Below are 26,557 nucleotides of genomic sequence, written 5' to 3' on the forward strand. Positions count from 1 at the left end.
GCCGTCGCCTGCATGCGCGACGGCGTTTGTCGAAAGATGGAGACGAACGTGACGGACAAGGTTGCGATCATCACCGGCGGCAGCCGCGGCATCGGGCGGGCGACTGCAATCGCCGCGGCCGCGCGCGGTTTTCGCGTCGTTGTCGGCTATGCCAGCAACAAGAAGGCCGCCGACGAGGTGGTTGCCCAGATCGAGGCCTGCAATGGCAAGGCCATCGCGGTGAAATGCGATGTCGCCGAGGAAAGCGATATCCTTGCGCTGTTCAAGGCGGCGGACAAGTTCGGTACGCTCGGCGCCCTCGTCAACAATGGCGGCATTGTCGGCAAGAGCGGCGTGCGCGTCGACGAAATGTCGGCCGAGCGCATCCAGCGCGTGATGGCGGTCAATGTCACCGGCTCCATCCTCTGCGCGCGCGAGGCGGTGAAGCGGATGTCGACCAAGCATGGCGGCAAGGGCGGCGTCATCGTCAATTTGTCGTCGGTCGCTGCCAGGCTCGGCGCACCCAACACTTATGTCGATTACGCCGCCTCCAAGGGCGCGGTCGATTCCTTCACCGTCGGCCTCGGCTATGAGGTCGCGGGCGAAGGCATCCGCGTCGCAGCGATCCGTCCGGGCCTGATCGACACCGAAATCCACGCCGCCGGCGGCGAGCCCGACCGCGCCCATCGTCTGGCCCATATGGTGCCGATGAAGCGCGTCGGCACCGCCGAAGAAATCGCCAACGCCATCGTCTGGCTGATGTCGGACGAGGCCTCCTACGTCACCAGCGCCATTCTCGACGTGTCCGGCGGACGCTGACACGTCTCCTTACGCTCAACTTACGGGACTTCCTCTCATGGCTACCTACGATCTCGTCGTCATCGGCACCGGCCCGGGCGGTTATGTCTGCGCGGTGCGCGCAGCGCAGCTCGGCATGAAAGTCGCCGTGGTGGAAAAGAACCCCACCCTCGGCGGCACCTGCCTGAACGTCGGCTGCATGCCCTCCAAGGCGCTGCTGCACGCCTCCGAGATGTTCGAGGAAGCCGCGCACTCCTTCGCCAAGATGGGCGTGTCCGTCTCCGCGCCGAAGCTCGACCTGCCCTCGATGATGACCTTCAAGCAGCAGGGTATCGACGGCAACGTCAAGGGCGTCGACTTCCTGATGAAGAAGAACAAGATCGACGTCCTGAAGGGCACCGGCAAGATCCTCGGCACCGGCAAGGTGGAAGTGTCCGCCGACGGCAAGTCGCAGGTGGTCGAGACCAAGAACATCGTCATCGCCACCGGCTCGGACATCGCGCAGCTGAAGGGCATCGAAATCGACGAGAAGCGCATCGTGTCGTCAACCGGCGCGCTGTCGCTGGAGAAGGTGCCCGGCAGGTTGCTGGTCATCGGGGCCGGCGTGATCGGCCTCGAGCTCGGCTCGGTGTGGCGCCGACTCGGCTCCGAAGTCATGGTCGTCGAATTCCTGGACCGCATCCTGCCAGGCATGGACGGCGAGATCGCAAAGCAGTTCCAGCGCATCCTGGAAAAGCAGGGCTTTGCATTCAAGCTGGGCTCGAAGCTCACCGGCGTCGAAGCGAACAGCAAGGCACTGCTCGCGAAGATCGAGCCGGCCGCGGGCGGTGCGGCCGACACGATCGAAGCCGACGTCGTGCTGGTCTGCATCGGCCGCGTGCCCTACACGAATGGGCTGGGCCTGAAGGAAGCCGGCGTCGCGCTCGACAATCGCGGCCGCGTGCAGATCGATCCGCATTTCGCGACCAGCCTCAAGGGCGTCTATGCCATCGGTGACGTCGTCGCAGGTCCCATGCTCGCACACAAGGCCGAGGATGAAGGTGTTGCGGTCGCGGAGATCATCGCGGGCCAGGCTGGCCACGTGAACTACGACGTTATCCCAGGTGTCGTGTATACCACGCCGGAAGTGTCCTCCGTCGGAAAGACCGAGGAGGAGCTGAAGCACGCAGGCGTGGCTTATACGGTAGGTAAGTTTCCGTTCACCGCCAACGGCCGATCCAAGGTCAACCAGACCACGGACGGCTTTGTGAAGATTCTCGCAGATGCGAAGACCGATCGTGTGCTCGGCGTGCACATTGTCGGCCGCGAAGCCGGCGAAATGATCCATGAGGCGGCCGTTCTCATGGAGTTTGGTGGTAGCGCGGAAGATCTCGCCCGCACCTGCCACGCGCATCCGACTCGCTCGGAAGCGATCAAGGAAGCCGCGCTTGCGGTCGGCAAGCGGGCCATCCATATGTAGGCGACGCCCCGAGCCGAATCGGGCGGGACAACACATGCTGCGCCGCCTACTTCAACCGGTCTGGGTCCTGCTGGCGATCATCTTCCTGATCGAAGCCTGGCTGTGGGACCATCTCGAACCGATCGTCGCGCGGGTCGTCGCAGCCATCCCGCTCGCCCGGTTCAAGCAATGGCTGACCGAGCGCGTCGATGCGCTGTCGCCGGCCATGACGCTGATCGTGTTCGCCGTTCCCATCATTCCGCTGTTTCCGCTCAAGCTGGTCGGCCTGTGGCTGCTTACGCACGAGTACTGGTTCAGCGCGGCCTTCACGATCCTGTTCGCAAAACTGCTCGGTGTCGGCGTCACCGCCTTCGTCTTCGACGTGACGCGCGACAAGCTTTTGGAGATGGTCTGGTTCGAGCGACTCTATGAGCTGGTCTTGAGGCTGCGCGCCAAGGCCGCCGAGCTCGTCGACCCGATCAAGCGGCGCATCAAGGAGCTCATCACCGGCAACGGCGAAGGCTGGTCCTCCCGCACGCTGCGCCTGATCCAGCGCTTCCGCAAAAGCGTCCACGAGGCGCGCTGATTGTCGCCAGTAATGAACGCTGCGTAGCCCGGATGAGCGAAGCGACATCCGGGATTTGTCATCGCGGCACCCCGCATGTCGCTACGCTCATGCGGGCTACGAATCGGATCGCAGTCATTGCTACGAACGAATTCGCTTCCAACGGCAACGTTTGGCAGGGGCTCGCGCCAGATCCCCAGGCGTCGTCCCCGCGAAGGCGGGGACCCATAACCCCAAGAAGAAGTTTGGCGAAGGCTCGTCGTCCGGTACTCCTGCCATCCGCTACCGATAAATCACGCGGATGGGTCCCGGCCCCCGTGCGCAATTGCGCACTAGGCCGGGACGACGGTGGAGCAAGGTGCGTCAGCGCATCAATGCAGATGCAAGAGATGCGGCCACCACAGGCCGAGGCCGGTCATGACGAGGCCGGCGAGCGTCAGGATGCCGCTGACGTAAGCGAGCGCGATCATGCCGGTGATGATGGTGGCTGATGCCAGCACGATGCCGATCTGAAAGGCGGCGGACCCAAGCTCGAAGTGGTGGTATTTCGCAGTCGCCTCGTCGCGCTCATGCTCGGCGTGCTTGGCCTTCTCGGCGAGCTGCTCGGTGCCCTCTCCGGTCTCGGGTTCGGAGCGGTAGCGCGCCGCGGTCTTCTGCCATTCGTCGATCTGTTTCTGCACCGCCGCCTTGGTGGCGTCGTCGGTGGTCGATCCCAGCGTGAGCTTGCCCTGCTCGGCCGCGGTCTGCACCACGGTCCGGCGGATGCTCTTGGCCTGGAAGAAGGCCCAGAGGTTGGCCGATTCGACATTCTTGCTGATGGCTTCGGTCTGCGCGCCCTTGCCGAGGGTCTCCGAGATCGCCAGGAATAGCGCGAGCACCGCGATCAGCAGAGCGATCTTCCTGTTCTCGCCGGACGCGTGTTCGGCGTGCTCGGCGTGCTCCATGCTTTCATGTGCGCTCATATTTCCCTCCTGGAATCCGCCGGTACGATTGACCGAACCGCGGTCGCCGCGCAAGAGGCAAGCAAGTTATGACGTCAGTGTGTCACCGCCGCGGATGCGCGCTGGCGTAGACTTCGAGCAGCCGTTCGGAGTCGATGCCGGTGTAGACCTGCGTGGTCGAGAGCGAGGAATGGCCGAGCAATTCCTGGATCGCGCGCAGGTCGCCGCCGCGTGACAGAAGATGTGTGGCAAAGGAATGCCTGAGCGCGTGCGGCGTGGCGCTGTCGGGCAGGCCGAGCGCGCCGCGCAGCCGCTCCATCGCGAGCTGGATGATGCGCGGGCTCAAGGGGCCGCCGCGCGCGCCGACGAAGAGCGGCCCTTCGGCGGGAAGCGCATGCGGGCACATCGCGACATATTCGTCGATCAGCGCCAGCACGTTTTGCAGCACCGGCACCATGCGGGTCTTGTTGCCCTTGCCGGTGACGACCAGTACGTCGCCTTCGCCGGGCCGCGGCACCTCGCGGCGCTTCAGCCCCAACGCTTCGGAGATGCGCAGGCCCGAGCCGTAGAGCAGCGCCATCACCGCGGCATCGCGCACCAAAATCCAGGTCTCGCGCTCCTCGCCGGCGCGCTCGTCGGCATCGGCGAGCCGTTTTGCGGAGGCCATCGGCAGCGGTTTGGGCAGGCTTTTTGCGACCTTCGGCGCGCGGATCGCCGACAGCGCCCCGACCTTGCCTTTGCCTTCGCGTTCGAGGAAGCGGCCGAAGGAGCGCAGGCCCGCAAGCGCCCGCATCAGCGAGCGGCCGGCAATATCGTCGGCGCGGCGCATCGCCATGAAGGCGCGGATGTCGGTTGCTTCAAGCGCGGCGAAGCGCTTAAGCGTGACGCGCTCGCCCCAATGGGCGCAGAGGAAATCCAGGCACTGCCGCAAGTCGCGGCCATAGGCCTCCAGCGTCTTCGGCGACAGCCGCCGCTCGGCGCCGAGATGCGACAGCCAGCGCGCCATCTCCTGCGTGATCGTCGCGTCGGCGCTCGGAAGCTCGATCTGTGGGGCGGCGGCTTTCTTCATGGCTCTGGACGCAATGATTCCGCACAGTATATCGCATCACACCCGTTTATCGTTCGCTAAGGCCGGCCCATGGGGCTAGCCTTGATGTCCCAGGTTCCGATTCTCCGTCCATGGATCACACGCCGCGCACCTCATCCCAGGCCACGTCGACCCGCATGGTCGACGTGCTGGTGCCGGTCGCGCTCGACCAGACCTATTCCTACCGCGTGCCGCGCGGCATGGAGCTGAAGGCGGGCGATCTCGTCGGCGTGCCGCTCGGCCCGCGCGAGGTGCTCGCCGTTGTCTGGGCGGAGAACACCAATCCTGATCCACGCCTGCACAACCGCCTCAAGGACGTCAGCGAGAAGCTCGATATCCCGCCCTTGAAGCCCGAGCTGCGTTCGGTCGTCGACTGGGTTGCCAACTACACGCTGAGCCCGCGCGGCATGGTGCTGCGCATGTGCCTGCGCATGGGCGAGAACCTCGGCCCTGAACGGCTTCGCGCCGGCGTGCGCCTGATCGGCGATCCACCGCGGCGGCTGACGCCGGCGCGGCGCCGCCTCATCGAGGTGCTGTCGGACCGGCTGCTGCACGGCAAATCCGAGGCCGCCAAGGAAGCCGGTGTCTCGGCCGGCGTGATCGACGGCCTCGTCGACGAGGGCACGCTGGTGGTCGAGCCGCTGCCGCCGCCTCCACCGCCGCCGGCACCCGATCCGGCCTTTGGCCGGCCGGATTTCACGCCGCTCCAGCTTTCCGCAGTCGACGCGATGCGGGCGCTTGCCGCCAACGGCACCTTTCACGTCGCGCTGCTCGACGGCGTCACCGGCTCGGGCAAGACCGAGGTCTATTTCGAGGCCGTTGCGGAGGCCATCCGCCGCGGCAAGCAATCGCTGATCCTGATGCCGGAGATCGCGCTGACCGGCCAGTTCCTCGACCGCTTCGCGCAACGCTTTGGTGTGCGGCCGCTGGAATGGCATTCGGAGCTCACCCCGCGCACCCGCGCGCGCAACTGGGCGGCGATCTCCGAAGGCAGCGCGCCGGTCGTGGTCGGCGCGCGCTCGGCGCTGTTCCTGCCCTACGCCAATCTCGGGCTCATCGTGGTCGATGAGGAGCACGACCAGGCCTACAAGCAGGACGACGGCGTGCACTATCACGCCCGCGACATGGCGGTGGTGCGCGCACATATCGCAAAAATTCCGATCGTGCTGGCCTCCGCGACACCCTCGGTCGAATCCGAGGTGAACGCGCGCAAGAACCGCTATCAGCGCATCGCGCTGCCCTCGCGCTTTGGCGGCCAGCACATGCCGCATATCGAGGCGATCGATCTGCGCCGCGAGCCGCCCGCGCGCGGCCGCTTCATCTCGCCGCGTCTCGCCGGCGAGATCAGGACGGCCATCGAGCGGCGCGAGCAGGCGCTGCTGTTCCTCAATCGCCGCGGCTATGCACCGCTGACCCTGTGCCGCGCCTGCGGCCATCGCTTCGCCTGCACCATCTGTGACGCTTGGCTCGTCGATCACCGCTTCCGTCAGCGGCTGGTCTGTCATCACTGCGGCTTCTCGATGCCGCGCCCCCATATTTGCCCGAACTGTTCGGCGGAGGAATCGCTGGTCGCGGTCGGGCCCGGCGTCGAGCGCTTGCAGGAGGAGGCGGCCGCGCTGTTCCCGGAAGCGCGCACCATGGTGCTGTCGAGCGATCTCATCACCTCGATCGAGACGATGCGATCGGAACTCGCCGAGATCGCGGAAGGCCGCGTCGACATCATCATCGGCACCCAGCTCGTGGCCAAGGGCCATAATTTTCCGCGGCTCAATCTGGTCGGCGTGGTCGATGCGGATCTGGGCCTCAGCAATGGCGATCCGCGCGCGGCGGAACGCACCTGGCAGCTGCTCAACCAGGTGATCGGCCGCGCCGGGCGCGAGCAGGGCCGCGGCGTCGGCTATCTCCAGACCCACCAGCCCGACCATCCCGTGATGAAGGCTCTGATCGCCTGCGACCGCGAGGCCTTCTACGACAGTGAGATCGATCTGCGCGAGCGCACGCTCTATCCACCGTTCGGGCGGCTCGCGAGCCTGATCATTTCGGCGGGCGACCGGCCGAGCGCCGAAGGCTTTGGGCGGAGGCTCGTTGCACTCGCGCCGCGCGATGAGCGCGTGCAGGTGTTGGGGCCCGCGGAAGCCCCGCTCGCGGTGATCAAGGGCCGCTACCGCTTCCGCATCCTGGTGAAGTCGGCGCGCGGTTTTGACCTGTCGGACTATTTGCGCAACTGGCTCGCCGTCAGCCCGAAGCCGAAGGGTAACCTGAAACTCGAAGTGGACGTCGATCCGCAGAGCTTTTTGTAGAGCTGTAGCCCCATCCTCAACCGTCATTCCGGGACGCGCCGGTAGGCGCGGGCCCGGAATCCATTTCTCCGCAGACTTTGCGGCCCGATGGATTCCGGGCTCACGCTTCGCGTGCCCCGGAATGACGGAGAATAAGAAAAGCCCGCCGTCCCCCAAGACGGCGGGCTCGTTTCACGCGCGCATCAAGCTGCTCACGTCCTTGCGGACATTACCTGGTGCTGCGCTTGTGAGGAGAGGCGCTGGTAGCGCCGTTAGGAGACGACTTCAGCGGTGACGCGGCCGACGCCGGCGCCCGTGAGGCCGATGGCGCGGGCTGCGCCGGTGGAGAGGTCAAGGACACGGCCGCGAATGAACGGGCCACGGTCGTTGATGGTGACGATCACGCTACGGCCGCCATGGGTGACGCGCAGCTTGGTGCCGAATGGCAGCGAACGGTGCGCCGCGGTCAGGGCGTTCTGGTTGAAGCGCTGGCCCGACGCGGTCCGGCTGCCGGACTCATTGCCGTAGAAGGAGGCCATGCCGGAGAAGCTGTGTCCGGTGCCCGACGACGGCGTCATCGCCGCATTGGCGTTGCGCCAATCGGAATTGGTGTCGTTCTGGGCGTGGTGGCGGTGATGGTGGTGATGCCTCGATTTGGCGGAGGCCTCGGTGGCGGTTCCGCCGACGAGGAGAGTTGCGGCGACGAAAGCAATCGTCGTGCGAGGCCGGGTTACGCATCCCAGCATCTTCAATGACAGCATTTAGTGGTCCCTGCGCTAGTATTGCCACATATGTGGCTAGTGGAGCCCCCATCAGGTTGTGAGCGGGTTGGCGTTTCGTTTCGCATTGCGGCGTGAATTGGGCAGTAGTTCCGCTACGGCTGCGATTGAAACATCTTGTTACTCGAGCCGGTATTCGAGCGGAGTTCCGTAGTATTCCGATTTAACGATTTATTAACTGATCTAATACTTGCGAATACTGTAAAACGAAGTCATTTCGTCCGATGTTCGGAATTCAGTAAGTATTCGGCGAGTGGAACCGGCGTGGTCGATTTCACGCCTCTGCGAGCCGTGTTCATGGCCGCTATGCGCTGAGAGCAGGGAACGAATGGCGGGCGGGCGCGCCGCGCGCGCTGTCAATTCCGTGACATGGCAGGTCGGCGTCGCGGGATCGTGACATGCGACGAACTGGCGACGGAACGCGGTGCCTTTAATTTGGCGTCATGTTGCACCTGCGCGCCTGCCATGCTAGCAAAGCCGCGATTTTAACGAACCCGGCACTTCCTGTGTCGGTCGAAAATCGAAGTCCCGCTTGAATTCCAAGGGCTTGGATCGCTTGGCGCCGCTTCCGTGGCGACGGTTTTTCCCTTGCGAGTTTGACAGCTAAAAGAGCGCGTCTGTGGCTGCAGAAGATACGTCCGTTTCAGGTGTGTCCGGCCGTTATGCAACGGCCTTGTTTGAACTGGCCCGTGACCAAGAAGTGGTCGACGAGGTCAAAGCCGATCTCGATAAGTTCGATGCCTTGCTGAGCGAGAGTGCCGATCTGAAGCGCCTCGTCCGCAGCCCGGTATTCGCGGCCGATACCCAGTCCAAGGCCCTCTCGGCCGTGCTGGACAAGGCCGGTATCGCCGGCATCTCCGCCAATTTCCTGAAGGTTTTGACCGCCAACCGCCGCCTGTTTGCGGTGGCTGACGTCATCCGCGCCTACCGCGCCCTCGTCGCCAAGTTCAAGGGCGAGGCAAGCGCCGATGTTACGGTGGCGGAGGCGCTCTCGGACAAGAATCTCGACGCCCTCAAGGTTGCCCTGAAGTCGGTGACCGGCAAGGACGTCGCGCTGAACGTGAAAGTCGATCCCTCGATCATCGGTGGCCTCGTGGTCAAGCTGGGCAGCCGCATGGTCGATAGTTCGCTTCGCACCAAACTCAATTCGATCAAGCACGCGATGAAAGAGGCAGGCTGATGGACATCCGCGCCGCGGAAATTTCCGCGATCCTCAAGGACCAGATCAAAAATTTCGGCCAGGAAGCTGAAGTCTCCGAAGTTGGACAGGTGCTGTCTGTCGGTGACGGCATCGCCCGCGTCTACGGTCTGGACAACGTCCAGGCCGGTGAAATGGTCGAGTTCGAGAACGGCACCCGCGGCATGGCGCTGAACCTCGAAACCGACAACGTCGGCGTCGTTATTTTCGGCACCGACCGCGAGATCAAGGAAGGCCAGACCGTCAAGCGCACCCGCGCCATTGTGGACGCGCCGGTCGGCAAGGGCCTGCTCGGCCGCGTCGTCGATGCGCTCGGCAACCCGATCGACGGCAAGGGTCCGATCCAGGCCGACAAGCGCATGCGCGTCGACGTCAAGGCGCCCGGCATCATTCCGCGCAAATCGGTGAACGAGCCGATGGCGACCGGCCTCAAGGCGATCGACGCCCTGATCCCGATCGGCCGCGGCCAGCGCGAGCTGATCATCGGCGACCGCCAGACCGGCAAGACCGCGATCGCGCTCGACACCATCCTGAACCAGAAGCCGCTCAACGCGCAGACCGACGAGAACATCAAGCTGTATTGCGTCTACGTCGCGATCGGCCAGAAGCGTTCGACCGTCGCCCAGTTCGTGAAGGTGCTGGAAGAGCAGGGCGCGCTTGAGTATTCGATCGTGGTCGCGGCCACCGCGTCCGATCCGGCGCCGATGCAGTACCTCGCGCCGTTTACGGGCTGCACCATGGGCGAGTACTTCCGCGACAACGGCATGCACGCGGTCATCATCTATGACGACTTGTCCAAGCAGGCCGTCGCCTACCGCCAGATGTCGCTGCTGCTGCGCCGCCCGCCGGGCCGCGAAGCCTATCCGGGCGACGTGTTCTACCTGCACTCCCGCCTGCTCGAGCGTGCGGCGAAGCTCAGCAAGGATCACGGCTCGGGCTCGCTGACCGCGCTGCCGGTCATCGAAACCCAGGCCAACGACGTGTCGGCCTACATTCCGACCAATGTCATCTCGATCACCGACGGCCAGATCTTCCTGGAGACCGATCTGTTCTTCCAGGGCATCCGTCCCGCGGTGAACGTCGGTCTGTCGGTGTCGCGCGTGGGTTCCTCGGCGCAGACCAAGGCCACCAAGAAGGTCGCCGGCAAGATCAAGGGCGAGCTCGCGCAGTACCGCGAAATGGCGGCGTTCGCGCAGTTCGGCTCCGACCTCGACGCCTCGACCCAGCGCCTGCTCAACCGCGGCTCGCGCCTGACTGAGCTTCTGAAGCAGCCGCAGTTCTCGCCGCTGAAGATGGAAGAGCAGGTTTGCGTGATCTGGGCCGGCACCAACGGCTATCTCGATCCGCTGGCGCTCAACAAGGTGCGCGCGTTCGAGGACGGTCTGTTGTCGCTCCTGCGCGGCAAGAACGTCGAGATCCTCAACGCGATCCGCGACAGCCGCGATCTGTCCGACGACACCGCCGCCAAGCTGAAGTCGGTGGTCGAAGGCTTCGCCAAGACCTTCGCCTGATGCTGCATGGCCGGGTCCTCCGGCCATGACCGCGTCGCGAGAGGCAAAACAATAACAGGCATGCCCGGCGCCCGGCCGGGCATTGCGATAGGGATAGGCTAGCGGTCCGACGTCCAGTCGGGCTGTCGGGGTGAACGAAGAATGGCGTCACTTAAAGACATGCGGGTCCGCATCGCCTCCACCAAGGCGACGCAAAAGATCACGAAGGCCATGCAGATGGTGGCGGCCTCGAAGCTGCGCCGCGCGCAGACCGCTGCGGAAGCTGCTCGTCCCTATGCGGACAAGATGGCCGCCGTGATCGCCAATATCGCCAGTGCCGCGGCGGGTTCTCCCGGAGCGCCTGCGCTGCTCACGGGCACCGGCAGGGATCAGGTGCACCTGCTCCTGGTCTGTACCGGCGAGCGCGGCCTTTCGGGCGCGTTCAACTCCTCGATCGTGCGCCTTGCGCGCGAGCGCGCACTGGCGCTGATGAACGAGGGCAAGGAAGTCAAATTCTTCTGCGTCGGTCGCAAGGGCTATGAGCAGCTCCGCCGCCTGTTCGAAAAGCAGATCGTCGAGCACATCGATCTGCGCAGCGTTCGCCTGCTCGGCTTCGTCAACGCCGAGGATATCGCCAAGAAGATCCTCGCTCGCTTCGATGCCGGCGAATTCGACGTCTGCACGCTGTTCTACTCGCGCTTCCGCTCGGTCATTGCCCAGATCCCGACGGCGCAGCAGGTGATCCCGCTGGTTGTCGAGGAGACGGCGGCCGGTGCAAGCACGACGTCCTACGAATACGAGCCGGAAGAGGACGAGATCCTCGCGCGTCTCCTGCCGCGGAATCTCGCTGTTCAGATCTTCCGTGCGCTGCTCGAGAACAACGCCTCGTTCTACGGCGCGCAGATGAGCGCGATGGACAACGCGACACGCAACGCCGGTGAAATGATCCGCAAGCAGACGCTGATCTACAACCGAACCCGCCAGGCGATGATCACCAAGGAACTGATCGAAATCATCTCCGGCGCCGAGGCGGTCTAACCGAGGGAGCGCGACATGGCATACGTCACATCGGCGACCACCAAGGGCGGGCGGAACGGTCGGGCTCAGCTCGACAATGGCGGCCTCGCGCTCGCAATGGCGCTGCCGAAGGAGCTTGGCGGCGCCGGCGACGGCCACAATCCCGGCCTGCTTTGGACAAGCGATCCTCGTCATCGCCAAGAAGCACGGCATCGATGGCCAGGCCGCCAAGGTCACCGCGGACGTCACGCTCAACACCGACGACGGCTTCTCGCTGGCGGTCGAGCTGAAAGTTTCCGTTCCCGGAGCCGACAGGGACAAGGTCCAGGCGCTGGTCGAAGAAGCTCACACGGTGTGCCCCTATTCCAAGGCCACCAAAGGCAACATCCCGGTCAAGCTGACCGTGGTCTAAGAATTTCGGATCGAAGGAGATAGAGTTCATGGCTACAGCAGCCAACCAGATCGGTCGCGTCACCCAGGTCATGGGCGCCGTTGTTGACGTGCAGTTCGAAGGCCACCTCCCGGCCATTCTCAACTCGCTCGAGACCAAGAACGGCGGCAACCGCCTGGTGCTCGAAGTCGCCCAGCACCTCGGCGAATCCACCGTCCGCACGATTGCGATGGATGCCACGGAAGGTCTGGTTCGCGGACAGGAAGTCACCGACACTGGCGAGCCGATCCGCGTTCCCGTCGGTGAAGGCACGCTCGGCCGCATCATCAACGTCGTCGGCGAGCCGATCGACGAGGCCGGTCCGATCAAGGCCGAAGGCCTGCGCGCGATCCACCAGGAAGCGCCGACCTACACCGACCAGTCGACCGAGGCTGAAATTCTCGTCACCGGCATCAAGGTCGTCGACCTGCTCGCGCCCTACGCCAAGGGCGGCAAGATCGGCCTGTTCGGCGGCGCCGGCGTCGGCAAGACCGTGCTGATTCAGGAGCTGATCAACAACGTCGCGAAGGCGCATGGCGGTTACTCCGTGTTCGCCGGCGTCGGCGAGCGTACCCGCGAGGGCAACGACCTCTATCACGAGTTCATCGAGTCCAAGGTCAATGCTGATCCGCACAATCCGGATCCGAGCGTGAAGTCGAAGTGCGCGCTGGTGTTCGGCCAGATGAACGAGCCGCCGGGCGCCCGCGCCCGCGTCGGCCTCACCGGTCTCACCGTCGCCGAGCACTTCCGCGACCAGGGTCAGGACGTGCTGTTCTTCGTCGACAACATCTTCCGCTTCACGCAAGCGGGCTCGGAAGTGTCGGCGCTGCTCGGCCGTATTCCTTCGGCGGTGGGTTATCAGCCGACGCTCGCCACCGACATGGGCGCGCTCCAGGAGCGCATCACCACCACGCAGAAGGGCTCGATCACCTCGGTGCAGGCGATCTACGTGCCGGCGGACGACTTGACCGACCCGGCGCCCGCGACCTCCTTCGCGCACTTGGACGCCACCACCGTGCTGTCGCGCGCGATCTCGGAAAAGGGCATCTATCCGGCGGTGGACCCGCTCGACTCGACCTCGCGCATGCTCTCGCCGCTCGTCGTCGGTGAGGAGCACTATCAGACCGCGCGTATGGTCCAGCAGGTGCTCCAGCGCTACAAGTCGCTCCAGGACATCATCGCCATTCTCGGCATGGACGAGCTTTCGGAAGAGGACAAGCTGACGGTGGCCCGCGCCCGCAAGATCGAGCGCTTCCTGTCGCAGCCGTTCCACGTCGCCGAAGTCTTCACCGGCTCGCCCGGCAAGTTCGTCGAGCTCGCAGACACCATCAAGGGCTTCCGCGGCCTCTGCGAAGGCAAGTATGACCACCTCCCGGAAGCCGCCTTCTACATGGTCGGCACCATCGAAGAGGCGGTCGAGAAGGGCAAGAAGCTGGCTGCGGAAGCGGCCTAAGCTAGCGAATAGCGAATAGGGAGTAGCGAATAGCCGCTCCCTATCCTCGCTACCCGCCATTCGCTACTCATCATTCGCAGGTTTCCTTTCCATGGCCACCTTCCACTTCGATCTCGTCTCTCCCGAAAAGCTCGCATTCTCGGGCGAGGTCGATCAGGTCGACATTCCCGGCGCCGAAGGTGATTTCGGCGTGCTCGCGGGTCACGCGCCGGTCGTGGCTGCGGTTCGCCCCGGTATCCTGACCATCACCACCGGCGGCGCGCATCAGAAGATGATCGTGCTCGGCGGGCTCGCCGAAGTTTCGGAGAACCGCCTCACGGTGCTCGCCGACGTCGCCACCTCGATCCAGGAGATCGATCGCGCGCAGTTCGCCGAGACGATTGCCGAGATGGAAGCAAAGCTCGCCGAGAAGGAAGGGTCGGAACTCGATCACGCGATCGAGCGGCTTGACCACTTCAAGAGCATCCAGGGTGTGCTCAACACCACGGCCATGCATTAAGCCCCGGGGTACCGCTCCGGGGCTCAAACAAGAGATCTCTGAATAAGTTCAGCGCTCGTCACCACCGTGGCGGGCGCTGAAACTTTGTTGCACCGCGTCGCCGATAACGGCATTCTGCGCCCGCGAATTTTGTTCCGGGGCTGGTGCAGATGAAACGCAAGATCGCAGCGATTTTCGCGGCCGATATTGCCGGGTACTCAAGGCTGGTCGCGGAAGACGAGGAAGAGACGCTGCGGCGTCTGGCGTCCTATCGCGAGGTCGTCGACGACTTCATTGCGAAAGCGGGCGGGCGCATCTTCAACACGGCGGGCGATGCTGTGCTCGCGGAATTCCCGAGCGCGGTGGATGCGGTGCGCTGCGCGATCGACATCCAGGAGTCCTTGCGAACCCGCAACATGGCCTATCCGCCGAGCCGGCAGATGTCGTTCCGCATCGGCATCACCATCGGCGACGTGGTCGAGCGCGACGGCGATCTGCTGGGCGACGGCGTCAACATCGCGGCGCGGCTGGAGGGCCTGGCCGAGGTCGGCGGCATCTGCGTCTCCCGCGCCGTCCACGAGCAGGTCGCCAACAAGCTCTCGGTGCAGTTCGCCGACATCGGAGCGCAGGAGGTCAAGAACATCCCGACGCCCGTGCATGCCTACATGGTGGCGATGCGGCGCGAGGACGGCACCTACGCCACGCCGCAGGTGAAGAAGGTGGCCAAGGCTGTGCCCGCGCCGAACTGGATGTGGCCGCTGGTGGTCGGCGTCGTCTCCGTCGTCGCCATTGGCGTCGGTGGCTTTCTCTATTTCACCAAGCTCGAGACCACCAAGGTACCGTCAGCCGTCGCTGCGACCACGCCGACCCCGGCGTCGAGTGCGGTGGCGCCCAGCCCGACGCCCACGATGGCTGCGAAGGCGCCGATGCCGACGCAGAGCGCCATGGCCGCGGCGACCCCAGCGCCGACGCCGGCCGCCGCCGGCGGCAAATTCCCGGCCGACATGGTGCCCTTCATCGGCGAGCGTGTGCGTGCCTATCTCTCCAACGAATACTCCGTTGCCGGCGACTACAAGGCCTTCGCCCTCAACATCGGTGGCTTCGTCGGCTACGGCCTCAATCAGCCGAACGAGGAGGCCGCGCGCAACACGGCGCTCGACCAGTGCCAGAAGCGCGCGGATGCCGCGCAGTCGCCGCGGCGCTGCGAGCTCTACGCGGTCGGCGACACGGTCGTTTACTCGCATGGCAAGCCGCCGATGCCGCCGCAGCCATGGGTTCGGCATGACGCCATGACCGAGCGGCCGTTCGCGTCGAAGGACTTTCCGATCGTGCGCGATCCCGCCAAGGTCCGGCTCGAGAACCTGTATGCGCCGGCCGCGAAGTCCCGCTCGGTCGCGCTCGGCCCTGGCGGTCAGTATTTCATGGTGATGGGGGCATCGTCCGTCGACGAATCGGCGCGGCGCTCGCTGGAATCCTGCGGCGCGATTGCCGGCGTTGTCTGCATGATCGTCGCGGTTGACGACAATTTCGTCGTGCCGATCCCGACCCTGCTCAGGATCACCGGCTTTTTCCACGCCGCCTCCAACGCCTCGATCGTGGCCGACGCGCGCGACGAGGTTGTGCGCAAGCTTGGCGATGGCATGGGCTGGAATGCGGTCGCCGTCGGCACCACTGGTCGCCCGGGTCTCGGCCTGAAAGCCGCTGACGAGCAAACGGCCGTCAATTCGGCACTAGCCGACTGCGCCAGGCGCGACAGCGATTGCCACGTGATTGCGATCGGACCCTTTACGGTGGGGCCGACGAACTAAGGTTGTTTCTGCCTAACGTGCGAACACCGAGAACTGCTGCGCGACGGCGCGGTAGACGTCGCGGCGGAACGGCACCACGAGATCGGCAACGCGATCGAGATTCTCCCAGCGCCACGCATCGAACTCCGCGGGCTGGTCGTTGCGTGGCGTCAGCGGGTCGATCTCCTCCTCGCGCCCCGTGAAGCGCAGCGCGAACCATTTCTGGCGCTGGCCGCGGAATTTTGCGAGGCGATGCGTCTGCGGCCCGTCATAGGGCGGAAATTCGTAGGTGAGCCAATCGGTCTCGCCGAGATAATCGGCGCTGGTGACGCTGGTCTCCTCCCAGAGCTCGCGCATCGCCGCATCGCGAAGGTTTTCGCCCTCGTCGACGCCGCCCTGTGGCATCTGCCAGTCGAGGCCGGGCAGGATGATCTCGGGTCCATCGCCCTTAAAACGGTGGCCGATCAGAACGCGGCCGTCGGCGTTGAAGAGCGCGATCCCGACATTGGGGCGGTAGGGCTTGTTGTTGCTCGACATCCTCTCACTTGCCCGATCGTCATTCCGGGATGGTCCGAACGATCAGACCCGGAATCTCGAGATTCCACAATTCGCAATTGCGAATTGGGGTCCCCGGGATGACGATGCAAGTCATTCATCCGCCAGCGCGGAAAATTCCTTGACCACGCGCTCATAGACCGGGCGCTTGAACGGAATGATCAGCTCGGGGAGGTTCTTCATCGGTTCCCAGCGCCAGTTTACGAACTCGGCCTTGTGGCCGCCGCCGGGATGCTCGACGTTGATCTCGCTGTCCTTGCCGGTGAAGCGCACCGCGTACCATTTCTGGCGCTGACCGCGGTAGCGGCCCTTCCAGGCACGGCCGGCGACCGTGCGCGGAATGTCGTAGATCAGCCAGTCCGGAACCTCGCCGAGCCGTTCCACCGAGCGTACGCTGGTCTCCTCGTAGAGCTCGCGCTTGGCGGCCTCCCAGGTGTCCTCGCCGGGATCAACGCCGCCCTGCGGCATCTGCCAGACATGGCTCTCGTCGACCTGATCGATGCCGCCGGCGCGGCGGCCGATGAACACCAGCCCCTTCTTGTTGATCAGCATCACGCCGACGCAGGTTCGGTAGGGCAGATCCTCGTAACGCGCCATTCCGCCAAACCTCTCGCATCCTGCCGGCAGGCACACCGGACCGCTGAGACCCGTGCCGAACCAATCCGTTGATTTAGCTGGATTTTGATTTCAGCATCGCGGTTGTCAATGGCACCAAAAGGATACCCCGGTCACCCAGCGTCTTGATCCAGGTGCCGATCCGCTCGATCGAGACGGGAAGCGCCGAGGCGGTGCCGACGGCGACGCCGCGTTCGCGCGCGACCGATTCGAGCTTGCTCAGGGCGCGGTCGATCTCGGTCGGGGTCGGCACCGCGTCGAGCGCGATGTCGCCCTTGCCGAACGGCATCGACTGGCCGCCTGCGACCTGCGAGGCAATGCTGCGGGGTGAGGAGCCATCGTCGAAGAAGCCGAGCCCGCGCTTGGCCGCCTCGCGGATGATCGGCTGCATCGCAGCGTCGGTCGCGACGAATCGCGCCCCCATGAAATTGGTGATGCCGGCGTAGCCCTGCATCCGGCTCAGATGCCAGTACAGGCGATCCATGTTTTGATCCTGGCTAAGGGACGTCAGCAGCGTCTGGGGCCCCGGATCGTTGTCGGGGAAGTCGTAGGGTTCCATCGGGATCTGAAGGAAGATCTCGTGACGCTGGGCGCGGGCGCGCTCGGCGAGCTTGCCGGGATCCGCGCCATAGGGCGTGAACGCCAGCGTCACCGCCGGCGGCAGCTTCATGATCGCATCGGTGGTCTTGGCGGCGCCGACGCCGAGACCGCCGATCACGATCGCGACCACCGGCATCTTGGCGGCCTTGGCGCGGTCGGCATCCGCCGCATAGACGTTGAACGGCTTCACCCCGTCCGCGACCACGGGAATCATGCCGTAGCGCGACTTCTCCAGGAGCTTCTGATCGATCCCGGCCATGACGGGCGGCGCGGCGGACGCCGCCTCGTTCTTGTCGCCTGCCTCGCCGCCGCCGATCACCACGTCGTGGCGTGCGCCGGTCGAGCCGTCGATCATGGTGACGGTCTTCTGTTCGCCGGGGGCGGCCTGCTTCGGCGCTTCCTTGGTCTCGTGGCCGGCGGCGGCGGGCGCCGGCTTGTCCTCGGTGGCCCTCGGCTCGCGAATCGCGATCCGGGTTATCGGTTCGCCGCCGAGCGGGTCCTTGTTGAAGATGGCAAAGCCGGCAAAGGTGACGAGGAACAGTCCGAGCATGACGGCCAGGGCCTGCATGCCGGTGAACGGCAGCCGCAGCCGGCGTTTGCGGCGCGGCGTGTCCCGTCCGAGCGGGGCGCTCAGATCATCGGCCGTCTCAGTCATGCGCGATCCCGAATCACTCGGCAATGACGATACCACGCCGTGGTCAAGCCGCGGCAGGCCGGGATTGGCCGGGGGTGAGGTGCCGATGCCGCAAACAAAAAGGGCGGCTCCGGGAGCCGCCCTTTTCGACAGGTATCGTGCTGCGCTTAGTTTGCCGCTTTGGGCTTGTCGGCCGCGGCCTTGTCGGCGCCCGGCGTCGGCGCTGCGGAGGCACTGTTCTTGATGCCGTGAAGCAGGTCGTCGGCCATCTTGAGCGCCTTGTCGTCCTTGGCATCCGGCGGGACGTAGGACTGCGAGCCGGTCTTCTCGTCGCCGTCGTTCTTCAGGTGGCCGCGCAGCGAGGCCTCGCCCTTGGTGTCGGTGCGCGACTTCAGCTCGTCCGGCACGTCCTGCAGCACTTCGATGTCGGGCACGATGCCCTTGGCCTGGATCGACTTACCCGACGGCGTGTAGTAGCGCGCCGTGGTCAGCCGCAGCGCGCCGTTGCCCGAGCCGAGCGGAATGATGGTCTGCACCGAGCCCTTGCCGAAGGAGCGCGTGCCGACGATGGTCGCGCGCTTGTGGTCCTGCAGCGCGCCGGCGACGATTTCCGACGCCGAGGCCGAGCCGCCGTTGATCAGCACGATCACCGGCTTGCCCTTGGTCAGGTCGCCCGCATGGGCGGTGCGGCGCTGGGTTTCCTCAGCATTGCGGCCGCGGGTCGACACGATCTCGCCCTTCTCCAGGAACGAGTCGGACACGGTCACTGCTTCTTCCAGCAGGCCGCCCGGATTGTTTCTGAGGTCGATGATGAAGCCCTTGAGCTTGTCGCCGATCTGGTTGGAGAGGTTCGCGACCTCCTTCTTCAGGCCTTCGGTGGTCTGCTCGTTGAAGGTGGTGATGCGGATATAGCCGATGTCGTCGGCCTCGACGCGCGCGCGCACCGAGCGGACGCGGATGTTGTCGCGCACCAGCGTGACGTCGATCGGATTGTCCTGTCCCTTGCGGATGATCTTGAGCTTGATCTTGGTGTTGACCGGACCGCGCATCTTCTCGACCGCCTGGTTCAGGGTCAGGCCCTGCACCGCCTCGTCGTCGAGATTGGTGATGATGTCGTTGGCCATGATGCCGGCGCGCGAGGCCGGGGTGTCGTCGATCGGCGAGACCACCTTGATCAGGCCGTCTTCCATGGTGACCTCGATGCCGAGGCCGCCGAACTCACCGCGGGTCTGCACCTGCATGTCGCGGAAGCTCTTGGCGTCCATGTAGCTCGAATGCGGATCGAGGCCGGAGAGCATGCCGCTGATGGCGGATTCGATCAGCTTGGTGTCGTCGGGCTTCTCGACATAGTCGGAGCGCACGCGCTCGAAGACATCGCCGAACAGATTGAGCTGGCGATAGGTATCCGCGGTCGCGGCCCGTGCGCTCGAGCCCATGAACACCGCGCGCGGCTGGGTCACGAACAGCGTCAGCGCCGCACCGGTGGCCGCGCTGAGAAGAATTACTGAAGTCTTGCGCATCATCCGCGAACCTTCTCGCCTTCATTTGCGGCCCACCATGGGCCTGGATCGATTGGAGTGCCGTCCTTGCGGAACTCGACATACAGCACAGGTTGACTCGCATTGGTGGCGAGAATGGAGGCGACTTGCGATGTCGACCCCATCGTCGCGACAGGCTCCCCCGTGAGCACAAACTGTCCGATATTGACCGAAATGCGCTCCATCCCGGCGATCAGGACATGATACCCGCCACCGGCGTTGAGGATCAAGAGTTGTCCATAGCTGCGGAAGGGGCCGGCATAGACGACCCAGCCGTCACACGGCGTTGTGACCTGGGAGCCAGGCCGACTTGCCAAAGAAATACCCTTTTGGATGCCGCCGACGCCGTCGGAACCGCCGAAATCCCTGATCTTGTTACCGTTAACGGGTAAAGGCAGCAGGCCTTTGGCCGATGCGAAGGCGATCGCGGGGCTGGTCCGGGAGCGGTCTTTGAAAGCGGCCGGGCCGGACTTGGCGCTGGCGGTCGCCGCGGCCTGCTTTGCGGCCTCAGCCGCCTTGGCGGCGCTTTGCAGGTCCTGCTCCATCTTGGCGATCAGGCCCTGGAGGTCACCCACCTGCCTGGAGAGCGCGATGGCGCGCGTCTTCTCGGCGTCGAGATCCTTTTCCCGCGACGCCTGCTGGCGCTGCCGCTCGTTGACCAGGGCTGTGAGCCGGGTCTCGTCATTGCGGATCTTGTCGCGGTCGGCGGCGAGCTGGTCGCGCTCGGCGGCGATGTTCCTGCGCAGATTGACGAGCTCGCCGAGCTCGCTCGCGATCTTCTCGGCGCGGCCGCGCAATTCCGGCACCACGGCGCCGAGCAGCATGGCGGTGCGCAGCGACTGAAGCGCGTCCTCGGGGCGCACCAGGAGCGCCGGCGGCGTGCGCCGGCCGGCGCGTTGCAGCGCGGCCAGCACCTCGACGATGTCGGCGCGACGCGAATCAAGCGAGGTGCGCATTTCCCGCTCGCGGCCGTTGAGGGTTTGCAGCCGGGTCTCGGCTTCGCCGACCTTGGTCTCGACCGTGCGCACGTTGGCGGCGGTGTCGATCAACTGCTGATTGAGCTGAGTGCGGTCCTGGCCGAGCGCGGTGATCTCGGCCTTGAGCTTGGCCTGCGCCTCTTCCGCGCTCTTCTGTTGCGCGCGGGCGGCTTCCAGCTCCTGCTCGCGCTGCTTGATCGCGTCGGACGAGAGTGCCGCTGCCTGCGGTGCCGGCGTCGCCGTCTGGGCTTGCGCGAGGCTTGCGCCGGCGAAGCCCGCAATCAGCAACAGGTTGAGAAACGGCGCGCGCTGCATCGATCGATAGAAACGTTTCGTCCGGGCGCGGATCACGCGCGATGATAGGGATGGCCGGCCAGGATGGTTGCGGCCCGATAAAGCTGTTCCAGAATCATGATGCGGACCATTTGATGCGGCCAGGTCGCCGAGCCGAACGCGATCGCGAGCTTGGCCTTACGGCGCAATTCGGGCGAAAGTCCGTCCGCCCCTCCGATCACGAAGACAGTATGGCCGACGCCCTCGTCGCGCCAGCGCCCGAGATTCCGCGCGAATACGGTGGAATCGACATTCTGTCCGCGCTCGTCCAGCGCCACCAGGATCGACTTGTCCGGAATGTGCGCAGCGATCGCCGCGGCCTCTTCGGCCATTCGCGTCGCTGCATCGCGCGCGCGGCTTTCGGAAATCTCGTGGACAGTGAGCTCGCGGAAACCGAGCTTGCGACCGATTTCGTCGAACCGCGCGAAATAGCGGTCGGCAAGCTCCCGTTCGGGGCCCTGCTTCAGCCGGCCCACCGCAATGACAGCAACACGCATGACGTCTTCAGGGTCGCGTTTTCAAGACCGCGCGCATCTCGCGCGCGCACGACGCTAGCATGCGCGTCAGCCGATTCGAAATCGGCTCGTTCCGCCTCTAGATCGCCTTCGCCGCCCCAGGGCCCTGCGTGTACAATCTCTCGAGATTGTAGAACTCACGGACCTCGGGTCTGAACACGTGCACGATCACATCGCCGGAATCGATCAGCACCCAGTCGCAATTGGGCAAGCCCTCGACATGGATGTTCTTGATGCCGGTTTCCTTGAGGCCCTTCGTGACGTTGTCCGCGATCGCGCCAACATGCCGGTTAACCCGGCCGGTGGTGACGATCATGTAGTCGGAGTATGCGGATTTGCCGCGAAGGTCGATGGTGACCGTCTCTTCCGCCTTCATATCCTCGAGGCGGGAGAGGATCAGGCTCAGCGTCTTGTCGGCGTCGGGTTGCGCCTTCAAGGCCGCAGCTTGGGTCGATGTTTTACGCGTCGGTTTCGCTACCTTGGGTAAAACAGACTTGGACAATACAGACGTGGCCAGGGACCATTCCTTTCACTGTATCGCGAACGCCGAATCCGACGCTCACCGGTTACACTACATCATGTGGGGTTAAGGGTTTCAATATGCCAGGGAGCCCTAAATCCGCACACTCCGTCTCAACTGCGCCTCACTTCGTACCTTTCCAGCTTCCGTCCGGGTTCCGCAGGCCGGTTGAGGAGAGGTGCAGCTTCAACCCTGTGAGGAAGACCCAGGCCGGCGCCGGCCGATCCGCAAGCAACGCTGCCTCTGCCTCGGGCACACGGTAGCGTGCAAGTGCCTTTGCGGCGGGCGAGGCGAGGGCGCGAAAGCTCTGCGGCGGGCGATCGATGACTGCAATCGGCACCTGCGCGGCGATGCGCCGCCAGTCCTGCCAACGATGGAATTGAGCGAGGTTGTCGGCGCCCATAATCCAGACAAAGCGCAAGCCACTGAGGCGGCGGCGCAAGGTGTTGATCGTGTCGATAGTGTAGCGCGTACGGATGACGGATTCGAGACAGCTCACCTCGATCCGCGGATCGTTCGCGACGTCGCGCGCCGCCTGCATGCGTGCGCCGAGCTCATGCAGCGTGCCGTTCTCCTTGAGCGGATTGCCCGGCGTCACCAGCCACCAAACGCGATCGAGCTGCAGGCGCGTCAGCGCGAACCGGCTGATCGCGCGATGCGCCTGATGCGGCGGATTGAACGACCCGCCGAGCAGGCCGATGCGCATGCCCTCGGTGTAGGGCGGGATCGCTTGCGCCACGAAACGCGGCACGACGAATTTGTTGCTCAATGCCCGCCCTGCGACGTTACGGCCGCGTCTGCCCGGTGCCGTGGACGCGATACTTGAAACTCGTCAACTGCTCGGCGCCGACCGGACCGCGGGCATGAAAGCGGCCGGTGGCGATGCCGATCTCGGCGCCGAACCCGAATTCGCCGCCATCGGCAAACTGCGTCGAGGCGTTGTGCAGCACGATCGCGGAGTCGACCTCGCTCAGGAATTTCTTCGCGGCGGTCTCATCCTGGCTCACGATCGCATCGGTGTGATGCGAGCCGTGGTTCTGGATGTGCGCGATCGCGCCGTCGACGCCGTCGACTACCTTCGCTGCGATGATCGCATCGAGATATTCGGTGTTCCAGTCGTCCTCGCCCGCAGGTTTTACACGCGGATCCGTGCCTTGCACTGCCTCGTCGCCGCGCACTTCGCAGCCGGCGTCGATCAACATCTCCACCAGCGGCTTCAGACTCTTTGCAGCGCCCGCGCGATCGACCAGCAGCGTCTCGGCCGCGCCGCACACGCCGGTGCGGCGCATCTTGGCGTTGAGCACGATCGACTTCGCCATGGCGAGATCGGCGCTGGCATCGATGTAGACGTGATTGACGCCTTCGAGATGCGCGAACACCGGCACGCGCGCTTCCGCCTCGACGCGCGCGACGAGGCTCTTTCCCCCGCGCGGCACGATCACGTCGATCGCGCCGTTCAATCCGGACAGCATCATGCCGACCGCCGTGCGGTCGCGCGTCGGCACCAGCGTGATCGCGGCTTCCGGCAGGCCCGCTTCGCGCAGGCCCTGCACCATGCATTCATGGATCGCGCGGCAGGAGCGGAAACTGTCGGAGCCGCCGCGCAGGATCACGGCATTGCCCGACTTCAGGCATAGCACGCCAGCGTCCGCCGCGACGTTGGGCCGGCTCTCGAAGATCACGCCGACGACGCCGAGCGGGACGCGCACGCGCTCGATGGTCATGCCGTTCGGCCGCTGCCAGCTCTCGGTGACGACGCCGATCGGATCGGCGATGCCGCGCACGATGGCAACGCCCTCGGCCATCGCATCGACGCGCGCCTGCGTCAGCGTCAGGCGGTCGATGAAAGAGGAGCTCATATTGCTGGACGCGCGGGCCTCCGCCACGTCCTCGGCATTGGCGGCAAGAATGGCCGCCGCATTCTGGCGGATCGCCCGCTCCATGGCCTCCAGCGCCCGGTTCTTCTGTTCCGGCGGCGCCAGCGCCAGCACGCGCGCGGCAGCGCGGGCTTTGGCGGCGAGATCGGACATCAGCGCCTGGAGATCGGCATTGCCGTCGACGGCTTTGAGGGGGGCGGCCATGGTGGTTCAACCTTCTGCTAAGGGCGTGTCCTAGCACGGAAATCCCGCGGCTGCGAAGGGCGGGGAGGGTATGGCTGGTCTCCCCATGCGCGCCGGCTAGGTCGGTGGCCTAGTTCTCCGGGGCGTCACGGTCGGGACAAGCCCGGGCATGACGGCCTGGATAACGTCCCGGCCTTACCCACCCACCACCAGATCGTCGCGGTGGATCATCTCGGACCTCCCGCTGATGCCGAGGATGGCCATCACGTCCGGGGACGAGCGGCCCTTGATCCGTTCGGCATCCTCGGCGTCGTAGGCAATCAGGCCGCGGCCGACCTCGCTGGTGTCGGGGCCGCGCACGATCACGGCATCGCCGCGGGCGAACTGGCCCTCGACCTTGATCACGCCGGCCGGCAACAGGCTGGCGCCGGCGCGCAGCGCCGCGACCGCGCCGGCATCGATCGTAATCGTGCCCTTCGGCTCCAGCGAGCCCGCGATCCAGCGCTTACGCGAGGTGATGGGATTGGCTGGTGTCAGGAACCAGGTGCAGCGGCCGCCATCGGCGATCGCCTGCAAAGGATGCTCGATCTTGCCCGAGGCGATCAGCATGTGCGTGCCGCCTGTGGTGGCGATCTTGGCCGCCTCGACCTTGGTGCGCATGCCGCCGCGCGACAATTCGGACCCGGCGTCTCCCGCCACTGCCTCGATCTCGGAGGAGATGCTGTCGACGACCGGAATCAGCTTTGCGTTCGGATTGTTCTTGGGCGGGGCGTCGTAGAGCCCGTCAATGTCGGACAGCAGCACCAGGAGGTCGGCGCTCGCCATGGTGGCGACGCGCGCGGCGAGGCGATCATTGTCGCCATAACGAATCTCGTTGGTCGCGACCGTGTCGTTCTCGTTGATCACGGGGATCGCACGCCATTCCAGCAGCTTGCCGATGGTGGAGCGTGCATTGAGATAGCGGCGGCGCTCTTCGGTGTCCTGCAGCGTCACCAGGATCTGGCCGGCGCCGATACCGTGAGCGCCGAGCACCTCCGACCAGATCCGCGCCAGCGCGATCTGGCCGACGGCGGCGGCGGCCTGGCTCTCCTCCAACTTCAGCGCGCCGCGCGGCAGTTTGAGCCGGCTGCGGCCGAGCGCGATCGAGCCCGAAGAGACGACGAGGACATCGCGACCCTCACGGTGCAGCCTGGCCATGTCGTCGGCGAGCGCGGCGAGCCAGGACGCGCGCACCTCGCCCTTGTCGGAATCGACCAGCAGCGCGGAGCCGACCTTGACGACGATGCGGCGGAATTGACTGAGTTGCGGGCTGGCCATGACGCGTGCGACGAATTGCTCGGGATTGGTGACGGCGGACCAAAAAGCCGGCGCCGATGAGGCCTGCTTTTGCAGCAGGACGATGGCCGGCGCAAGGCGGCCGGCATGGTAAACGGCATGAACGTCGGCCTTGTCCGGGACGTCCGGCAGGCTCTAATGCCGCCGACCATAATGGGCTCAAGAAGGGGGACACGAATGGATCGCCGCAAGTTCATGGCCGGATGTCTCGGGCTGCCGCTGCTGGCGCAGGCTGGGGGCGTACAAGCCCAGGCCGGGCTGACCAAGATCATCTTTCCGTTCGCGGCAGGTGCAGGCGGCGACACGCTGTGCCGGCTGGTTGCGCAGGAAATGGCGCCGGTGCTGCAACGGACCATCGTGGTCGAGAACCGCACCGGCGGCGATGGCCTGATCGGCATCAAGGCGGTGAAGGGCGCCAGCGCCGACGGCAGCATGGTGCTGGTGACGACGGGGCCCACCATGTACCTGCTGCCGATGGTGGAGACGACGCCGAGCTTCGACACGGCCAGGGACTTCATGCCGGTGTCGCTGCTGGCGCGGTTCGAATTCGCGCTGGTGATTGGTCCCGCAATTGATGTCGCAGATTTCAAGGGATTTGTAGCGTGGCTTAAGGCCCATCCGGACAAGACCTCGTTCGGGGTGCCGAGCAACGGCACCATTCCGCATTTCGCCGGCTCGAAGCTGGAGAAGGATATCGGCATTCCGCTGACGCGCGTGCCCTATCGCGGCAGCGCGCCGATCCTCAACGACCTCATCGGCGGCCACATCTCGTTCGGGATCACGACATTGGCGGATGCGCTGCCGCAGCATCGCGCCAAGGGCGTGAAGATCATTTCTGTCTCGAGCGCCGAACGTTCGCCCTTCGCGCCTGACGTTCCCACTCTTAAGGAGAGCGGCATCGATCTCGTCGCCGATGCCTGGTACGGCATGTGGCTTCCGGCCGGCAGCCCGCCGGAGTTCGCAAGCAGGCTCAGCGCGGCGGCAAGTTCGGCGCTCGTCAAGCCCGAAGTGAAGGAGAGGCTCACGGGAATCGGCCTGATCCCGGTCGGCAGCACGGCGGACGGCTTGCGCAAGGAACTCGCCGCGAACACGGCGTTCTGGCAGCCGATCGTGAAGGCGACGGGGTACAAGATCGAGAATTGAGGCGCTGACTCTT

The 26,557-nt window shown here is 65.2% G+C and carries 24 protein-coding genes and 1 pseudogene; 12 read left to right on the forward strand and 13 right to left on the reverse strand.

What is annotated here, in order from left to right; genetic code table 11:
- The first annotated feature begins 36 nt into the window (after positions 1–36).
- From AYJ54_RS39445 to AYJ54_RS39455, 3 genes are read left to right on the forward strand one after another with little or no spacing between them, the layout of a single operon-like run.
- The gene (locus tag AYJ54_RS39445) at positions 37–798 is read left to right on the forward strand and encodes an SDR family oxidoreductase (protein ID WP_136624245.1); all 762 of its coding nucleotides are present in this window, start codon (positions 37–39) and stop codon (positions 796–798) included.
- A 37-nt stretch (positions 799–835) separates the two neighbouring features.
- A complete protein-coding gene (lpdA, locus tag AYJ54_RS39450; RefSeq protein WP_063707888.1) occupies positions 836–2,236 on the forward strand; it encodes a dihydrolipoyl dehydrogenase in 1,401 nt (466 codons plus the stop codon).
- Positions 2,237–2,270: 34 nt separating this feature from the next.
- Positions 2,271–2,801 carry a hypothetical protein gene (locus AYJ54_RS39455; protein ID WP_063707889.1) on the forward strand — a complete coding sequence of 177 codons (531 nt, stop codon included), beginning with the start codon at positions 2,271–2,273 and terminating at the stop codon, positions 2,799–2,801.
- A gap of 350 nt (positions 2,802–3,151) precedes the next feature.
- On the opposite strand, the gene AYJ54_RS39460 is transcribed toward AYJ54_RS39455, so the two are convergent.
- Together AYJ54_RS39460 and AYJ54_RS39465 are read right to left on the reverse strand one after the other, a co-directional pair.
- Entirely contained in the window at positions 3,152–3,742 is a 591-nt protein-coding gene (locus tag AYJ54_RS39460) for a DUF4337 domain-containing protein (protein ID WP_063707944.1), read from the reverse strand.
- 82 nt (positions 3,743–3,824) lie between these two features.
- On the reverse strand, positions 3,825–4,790 hold the full coding sequence (locus AYJ54_RS39465; RefSeq protein ID WP_063707890.1) for a tyrosine recombinase XerC: 966 nt from the start codon (positions 4,788–4,790) through the stop codon (positions 3,825–3,827).
- A 110-nt stretch (positions 4,791–4,900) separates the two neighbouring features.
- Between AYJ54_RS39465 and AYJ54_RS39470 the strand changes: the two genes are divergently transcribed.
- The gene (locus AYJ54_RS39470; protein WP_063707891.1) at positions 4,901–7,108 is read left to right on the forward strand and encodes a primosomal protein N'; all 2,208 of its coding nucleotides are present in this window, start codon (positions 4,901–4,903) and stop codon (positions 7,106–7,108) included.
- Between the two features lie 251 nt (positions 7,109–7,359).
- Here the strand turns inward: AYJ54_RS39470 and AYJ54_RS39475 are convergent, their stop codons facing one another.
- A complete protein-coding gene (locus AYJ54_RS39475; protein WP_063707892.1) occupies positions 7,360–7,848 on the reverse strand; it encodes a septal ring lytic transglycosylase RlpA family protein in 489 nt (162 codons plus the stop codon).
- Positions 7,849–8,485: 637 nt separating this feature from the next.
- Between AYJ54_RS39475 and AYJ54_RS39480 the strand changes: the two genes are divergently transcribed.
- From AYJ54_RS39480 to AYJ54_RS39510, 7 genes and pseudogenes are all read left to right on the forward strand, one after another.
- Positions 8,486–9,046 carry a F0F1 ATP synthase subunit delta gene (locus tag AYJ54_RS39480; protein ID WP_063707893.1) on the forward strand — a complete coding sequence of 187 codons (561 nt, stop codon included), beginning with the start codon at positions 8,486–8,488 and terminating at the stop codon, positions 9,044–9,046.
- Complete coding sequence (gene atpA, locus AYJ54_RS39485) at positions 9,046–10,575, forward strand: F0F1 ATP synthase subunit alpha (protein ID WP_063707894.1); 1,530 nt, start codon at positions 9,046–9,048, stop codon at positions 10,573–10,575. The genes AYJ54_RS39480 and atpA overlap by 1 nt, the downstream gene beginning before the upstream one ends.
- A 141-nt stretch (positions 10,576–10,716) precedes the next feature.
- Positions 10,717–11,592, forward strand: coding sequence for a F0F1 ATP synthase subunit gamma (locus tag AYJ54_RS39490; protein ID WP_063707895.1), 876 nt, complete (start codon positions 10,717–10,719; stop codon positions 11,590–11,592).
- A gap of 15 nt (positions 11,593–11,607) precedes the next feature.
- A pseudogene (locus AYJ54_RS39495) lies at positions 11,608–11,983 on the forward strand (Ohr family peroxiredoxin).
- Positions 11,984–12,011: 28 nt separating this feature from the next.
- Complete coding sequence (atpD, locus tag AYJ54_RS39500) at positions 12,012–13,454, forward strand: F0F1 ATP synthase subunit beta (RefSeq protein ID WP_063707896.1); 1,443 nt, start codon at positions 12,012–12,014, stop codon at positions 13,452–13,454.
- 91 nt (positions 13,455–13,545) lie between these two features.
- A complete protein-coding gene (locus tag AYJ54_RS39505) occupies positions 13,546–13,953 on the forward strand; it encodes a F0F1 ATP synthase subunit epsilon (RefSeq protein WP_063707897.1) in 408 nt (135 codons plus the stop codon).
- 149 nt (positions 13,954–14,102) lie between these two features.
- Positions 14,103–15,740, forward strand: coding sequence for an adenylate/guanylate cyclase domain-containing protein (locus tag AYJ54_RS39510; RefSeq protein WP_063707898.1), 1,638 nt, complete (start codon positions 14,103–14,105; stop codon positions 15,738–15,740).
- 12 nt (positions 15,741–15,752) lie between these two features.
- On the opposite strand, the gene AYJ54_RS39515 is transcribed toward AYJ54_RS39510, so the two are convergent.
- From AYJ54_RS39515 to proB, 10 genes are all read right to left on the reverse strand, one after another.
- Positions 15,753–16,256 (reverse strand): RNA pyrophosphohydrolase, encoded by a 504-nt coding sequence (locus AYJ54_RS39515; protein ID WP_063707899.1) that lies wholly within the window; start codon positions 16,254–16,256, stop codon positions 15,753–15,755.
- A 111-nt stretch (positions 16,257–16,367) separates the two neighbouring features.
- Positions 16,368–16,871 carry an RNA pyrophosphohydrolase gene (locus tag AYJ54_RS39520; RefSeq protein WP_063707900.1) on the reverse strand — a complete coding sequence of 168 codons (504 nt, stop codon included), beginning with the start codon at positions 16,869–16,871 and terminating at the stop codon, positions 16,368–16,370.
- Positions 16,872–16,944: 73 nt separating this feature from the next.
- Entirely contained in the window at positions 16,945–18,144 is a 1,200-nt protein-coding gene (locus tag AYJ54_RS39525; protein ID WP_063707901.1) for a divergent polysaccharide deacetylase family protein, read from the reverse strand.
- Positions 18,145–18,290: 146 nt separating this feature from the next.
- Entirely contained in the window at positions 18,291–19,646 is a 1,356-nt protein-coding gene (locus tag AYJ54_RS39530; RefSeq protein ID WP_063707902.1) for a S41 family peptidase, read from the reverse strand.
- Positions 19,643–20,953 (reverse strand): murein hydrolase activator EnvC family protein, encoded by a 1,311-nt coding sequence (locus AYJ54_RS39535; RefSeq protein WP_063707945.1) that lies wholly within the window; start codon positions 20,951–20,953, stop codon positions 19,643–19,645. The genes AYJ54_RS39530 and AYJ54_RS39535 overlap by 4 nt, the downstream gene beginning before the upstream one ends.
- A gap of 32 nt (positions 20,954–20,985) precedes the next feature.
- On the reverse strand, positions 20,986–21,468 hold the full coding sequence (rlmH, locus tag AYJ54_RS39540) for a 23S rRNA (pseudouridine(1915)-N(3))-methyltransferase RlmH (protein WP_063707903.1): 483 nt from the start codon (positions 21,466–21,468) through the stop codon (positions 20,986–20,988).
- Positions 21,469–21,565: 97 nt separating this feature from the next.
- The gene (gene rsfS, locus AYJ54_RS39545; protein WP_063707904.1) at positions 21,566–21,922 is read right to left on the reverse strand and encodes a ribosome silencing factor; all 357 of its coding nucleotides are present in this window, start codon (positions 21,920–21,922) and stop codon (positions 21,566–21,568) included.
- Between the two features lie 208 nt (positions 21,923–22,130).
- A complete protein-coding gene (locus AYJ54_RS39550; RefSeq protein ID WP_063707905.1) occupies positions 22,131–22,775 on the reverse strand; it encodes a nicotinate-nucleotide adenylyltransferase in 645 nt (214 codons plus the stop codon).
- Positions 22,776–22,791: 16 nt separating this feature from the next.
- The gene (locus AYJ54_RS39555; RefSeq protein ID WP_063707906.1) at positions 22,792–24,087 is read right to left on the reverse strand and encodes a glutamate-5-semialdehyde dehydrogenase; all 1,296 of its coding nucleotides are present in this window, start codon (positions 24,085–24,087) and stop codon (positions 22,792–22,794) included.
- A 174-nt stretch (positions 24,088–24,261) separates the two neighbouring features.
- Positions 24,262–25,383, reverse strand: a complete 1,122-nt coding sequence (gene proB / locus AYJ54_RS39560) for a glutamate 5-kinase (protein WP_063707907.1) — start codon at positions 25,381–25,383, stop codon at positions 24,262–24,264.
- Positions 25,384–25,578: 195 nt separating this feature from the next.
- Between proB and AYJ54_RS39565 the strand changes: the two genes are divergently transcribed.
- A complete protein-coding gene (locus tag AYJ54_RS39565) occupies positions 25,579–26,544 on the forward strand; it encodes a Bug family tripartite tricarboxylate transporter substrate binding protein (protein ID WP_063707908.1) in 966 nt (321 codons plus the stop codon).
- The last annotated feature ends 13 nt before the right edge of the window (positions 26,545–26,557 follow it).

It is taken from the genome of Bradyrhizobium centrolobii, assembly GCF_001641635.1.
Lineage (GTDB): Bacteria > Pseudomonadota > Alphaproteobacteria > Rhizobiales > Xanthobacteraceae > Bradyrhizobium > Bradyrhizobium centrolobii.

Bases quoted from the DNA above. Each gene is read 5' to 3' on its own strand.
- AYJ54_RS39445 (WP_136624245.1), top strand. From the start codon at position 37: ATGGAGACGAACGTGACGGACAAGGTTGCGATCATCACCGGCGGCAGC.
- lpdA (WP_063707888.1), top strand. From the start codon at position 836: ATGGCTACCTACGATCTCGTCGTCATCGGCACCGGCCCGGGCGGTTAT.
- AYJ54_RS39455 (WP_063707889.1), top strand. From the start codon at position 2,271: ATGCTGCGCCGCCTACTTCAACCGGTCTGGGTCCTGCTGGCGATCATC.
- AYJ54_RS39460 (WP_063707944.1), bottom strand. From the start codon at position 3,742: ATGAGCGCACATGAAAGCATGGAGCACGCCGAGCACGCCGAACACGCG.
- AYJ54_RS39465 (WP_063707890.1), bottom strand. From the start codon at position 4,790: ATGAAGAAAGCCGCCGCCCCACAGATCGAGCTTCCGAGCGCCGACGCG.
- AYJ54_RS39470 (WP_063707891.1), top strand. From the start codon at position 4,901: ATGGATCACACGCCGCGCACCTCATCCCAGGCCACGTCGACCCGCATG.
- AYJ54_RS39475 (WP_063707892.1), bottom strand. From the start codon at position 7,848: ATGCTGTCATTGAAGATGCTGGGATGCGTAACCCGGCCTCGCACGACG.
- atpA (WP_063707894.1), top strand. From the start codon at position 9,046: ATGGACATCCGCGCCGCGGAAATTTCCGCGATCCTCAAGGACCAGATC.
- AYJ54_RS39490 (WP_063707895.1), top strand. From the start codon at position 10,717: ATGGCGTCACTTAAAGACATGCGGGTCCGCATCGCCTCCACCAAGGCG.
- atpD (WP_063707896.1), top strand. From the start codon at position 12,012: ATGGCTACAGCAGCCAACCAGATCGGTCGCGTCACCCAGGTCATGGGC.
- AYJ54_RS39505 (WP_063707897.1), top strand. From the start codon at position 13,546: ATGGCCACCTTCCACTTCGATCTCGTCTCTCCCGAAAAGCTCGCATTC.
- AYJ54_RS39510 (WP_063707898.1), top strand. From the start codon at position 14,103: ATGAAACGCAAGATCGCAGCGATTTTCGCGGCCGATATTGCCGGGTAC.
- AYJ54_RS39515 (WP_063707899.1), bottom strand. From the start codon at position 16,256: ATGTCGAGCAACAACAAGCCCTACCGCCCCAATGTCGGGATCGCGCTC.
- AYJ54_RS39520 (WP_063707900.1), bottom strand. From the start codon at position 16,871: ATGGCGCGTTACGAGGATCTGCCCTACCGAACCTGCGTCGGCGTGATG.
- AYJ54_RS39525 (WP_063707901.1), bottom strand. From the start codon at position 18,144: ATGACTGAGACGGCCGATGATCTGAGCGCCCCGCTCGGACGGGACACG.
- AYJ54_RS39530 (WP_063707902.1), bottom strand. From the start codon at position 19,646: ATGATGCGCAAGACTTCAGTAATTCTTCTCAGCGCGGCCACCGGTGCG.
- AYJ54_RS39535 (WP_063707945.1), bottom strand. From the start codon at position 20,953: ATGCAGCGCGCGCCGTTTCTCAACCTGTTGCTGATTGCGGGCTTCGCC.
- rlmH (WP_063707903.1), bottom strand. From the start codon at position 21,468: ATGCGTGTTGCTGTCATTGCGGTGGGCCGGCTGAAGCAGGGCCCCGAA.
- AYJ54_RS39555 (WP_063707906.1), bottom strand. From the start codon at position 24,087: ATGGCCGCCCCCCTCAAAGCCGTCGACGGCAATGCCGATCTCCAGGCG.
- proB (WP_063707907.1), bottom strand. From the start codon at position 25,383: ATGGCCAGCCCGCAACTCAGTCAATTCCGCCGCATCGTCGTCAAGGTC.
- AYJ54_RS39565 (WP_063707908.1), top strand. From the start codon at position 25,579: ATGGATCGCCGCAAGTTCATGGCCGGATGTCTCGGGCTGCCGCTGCTG.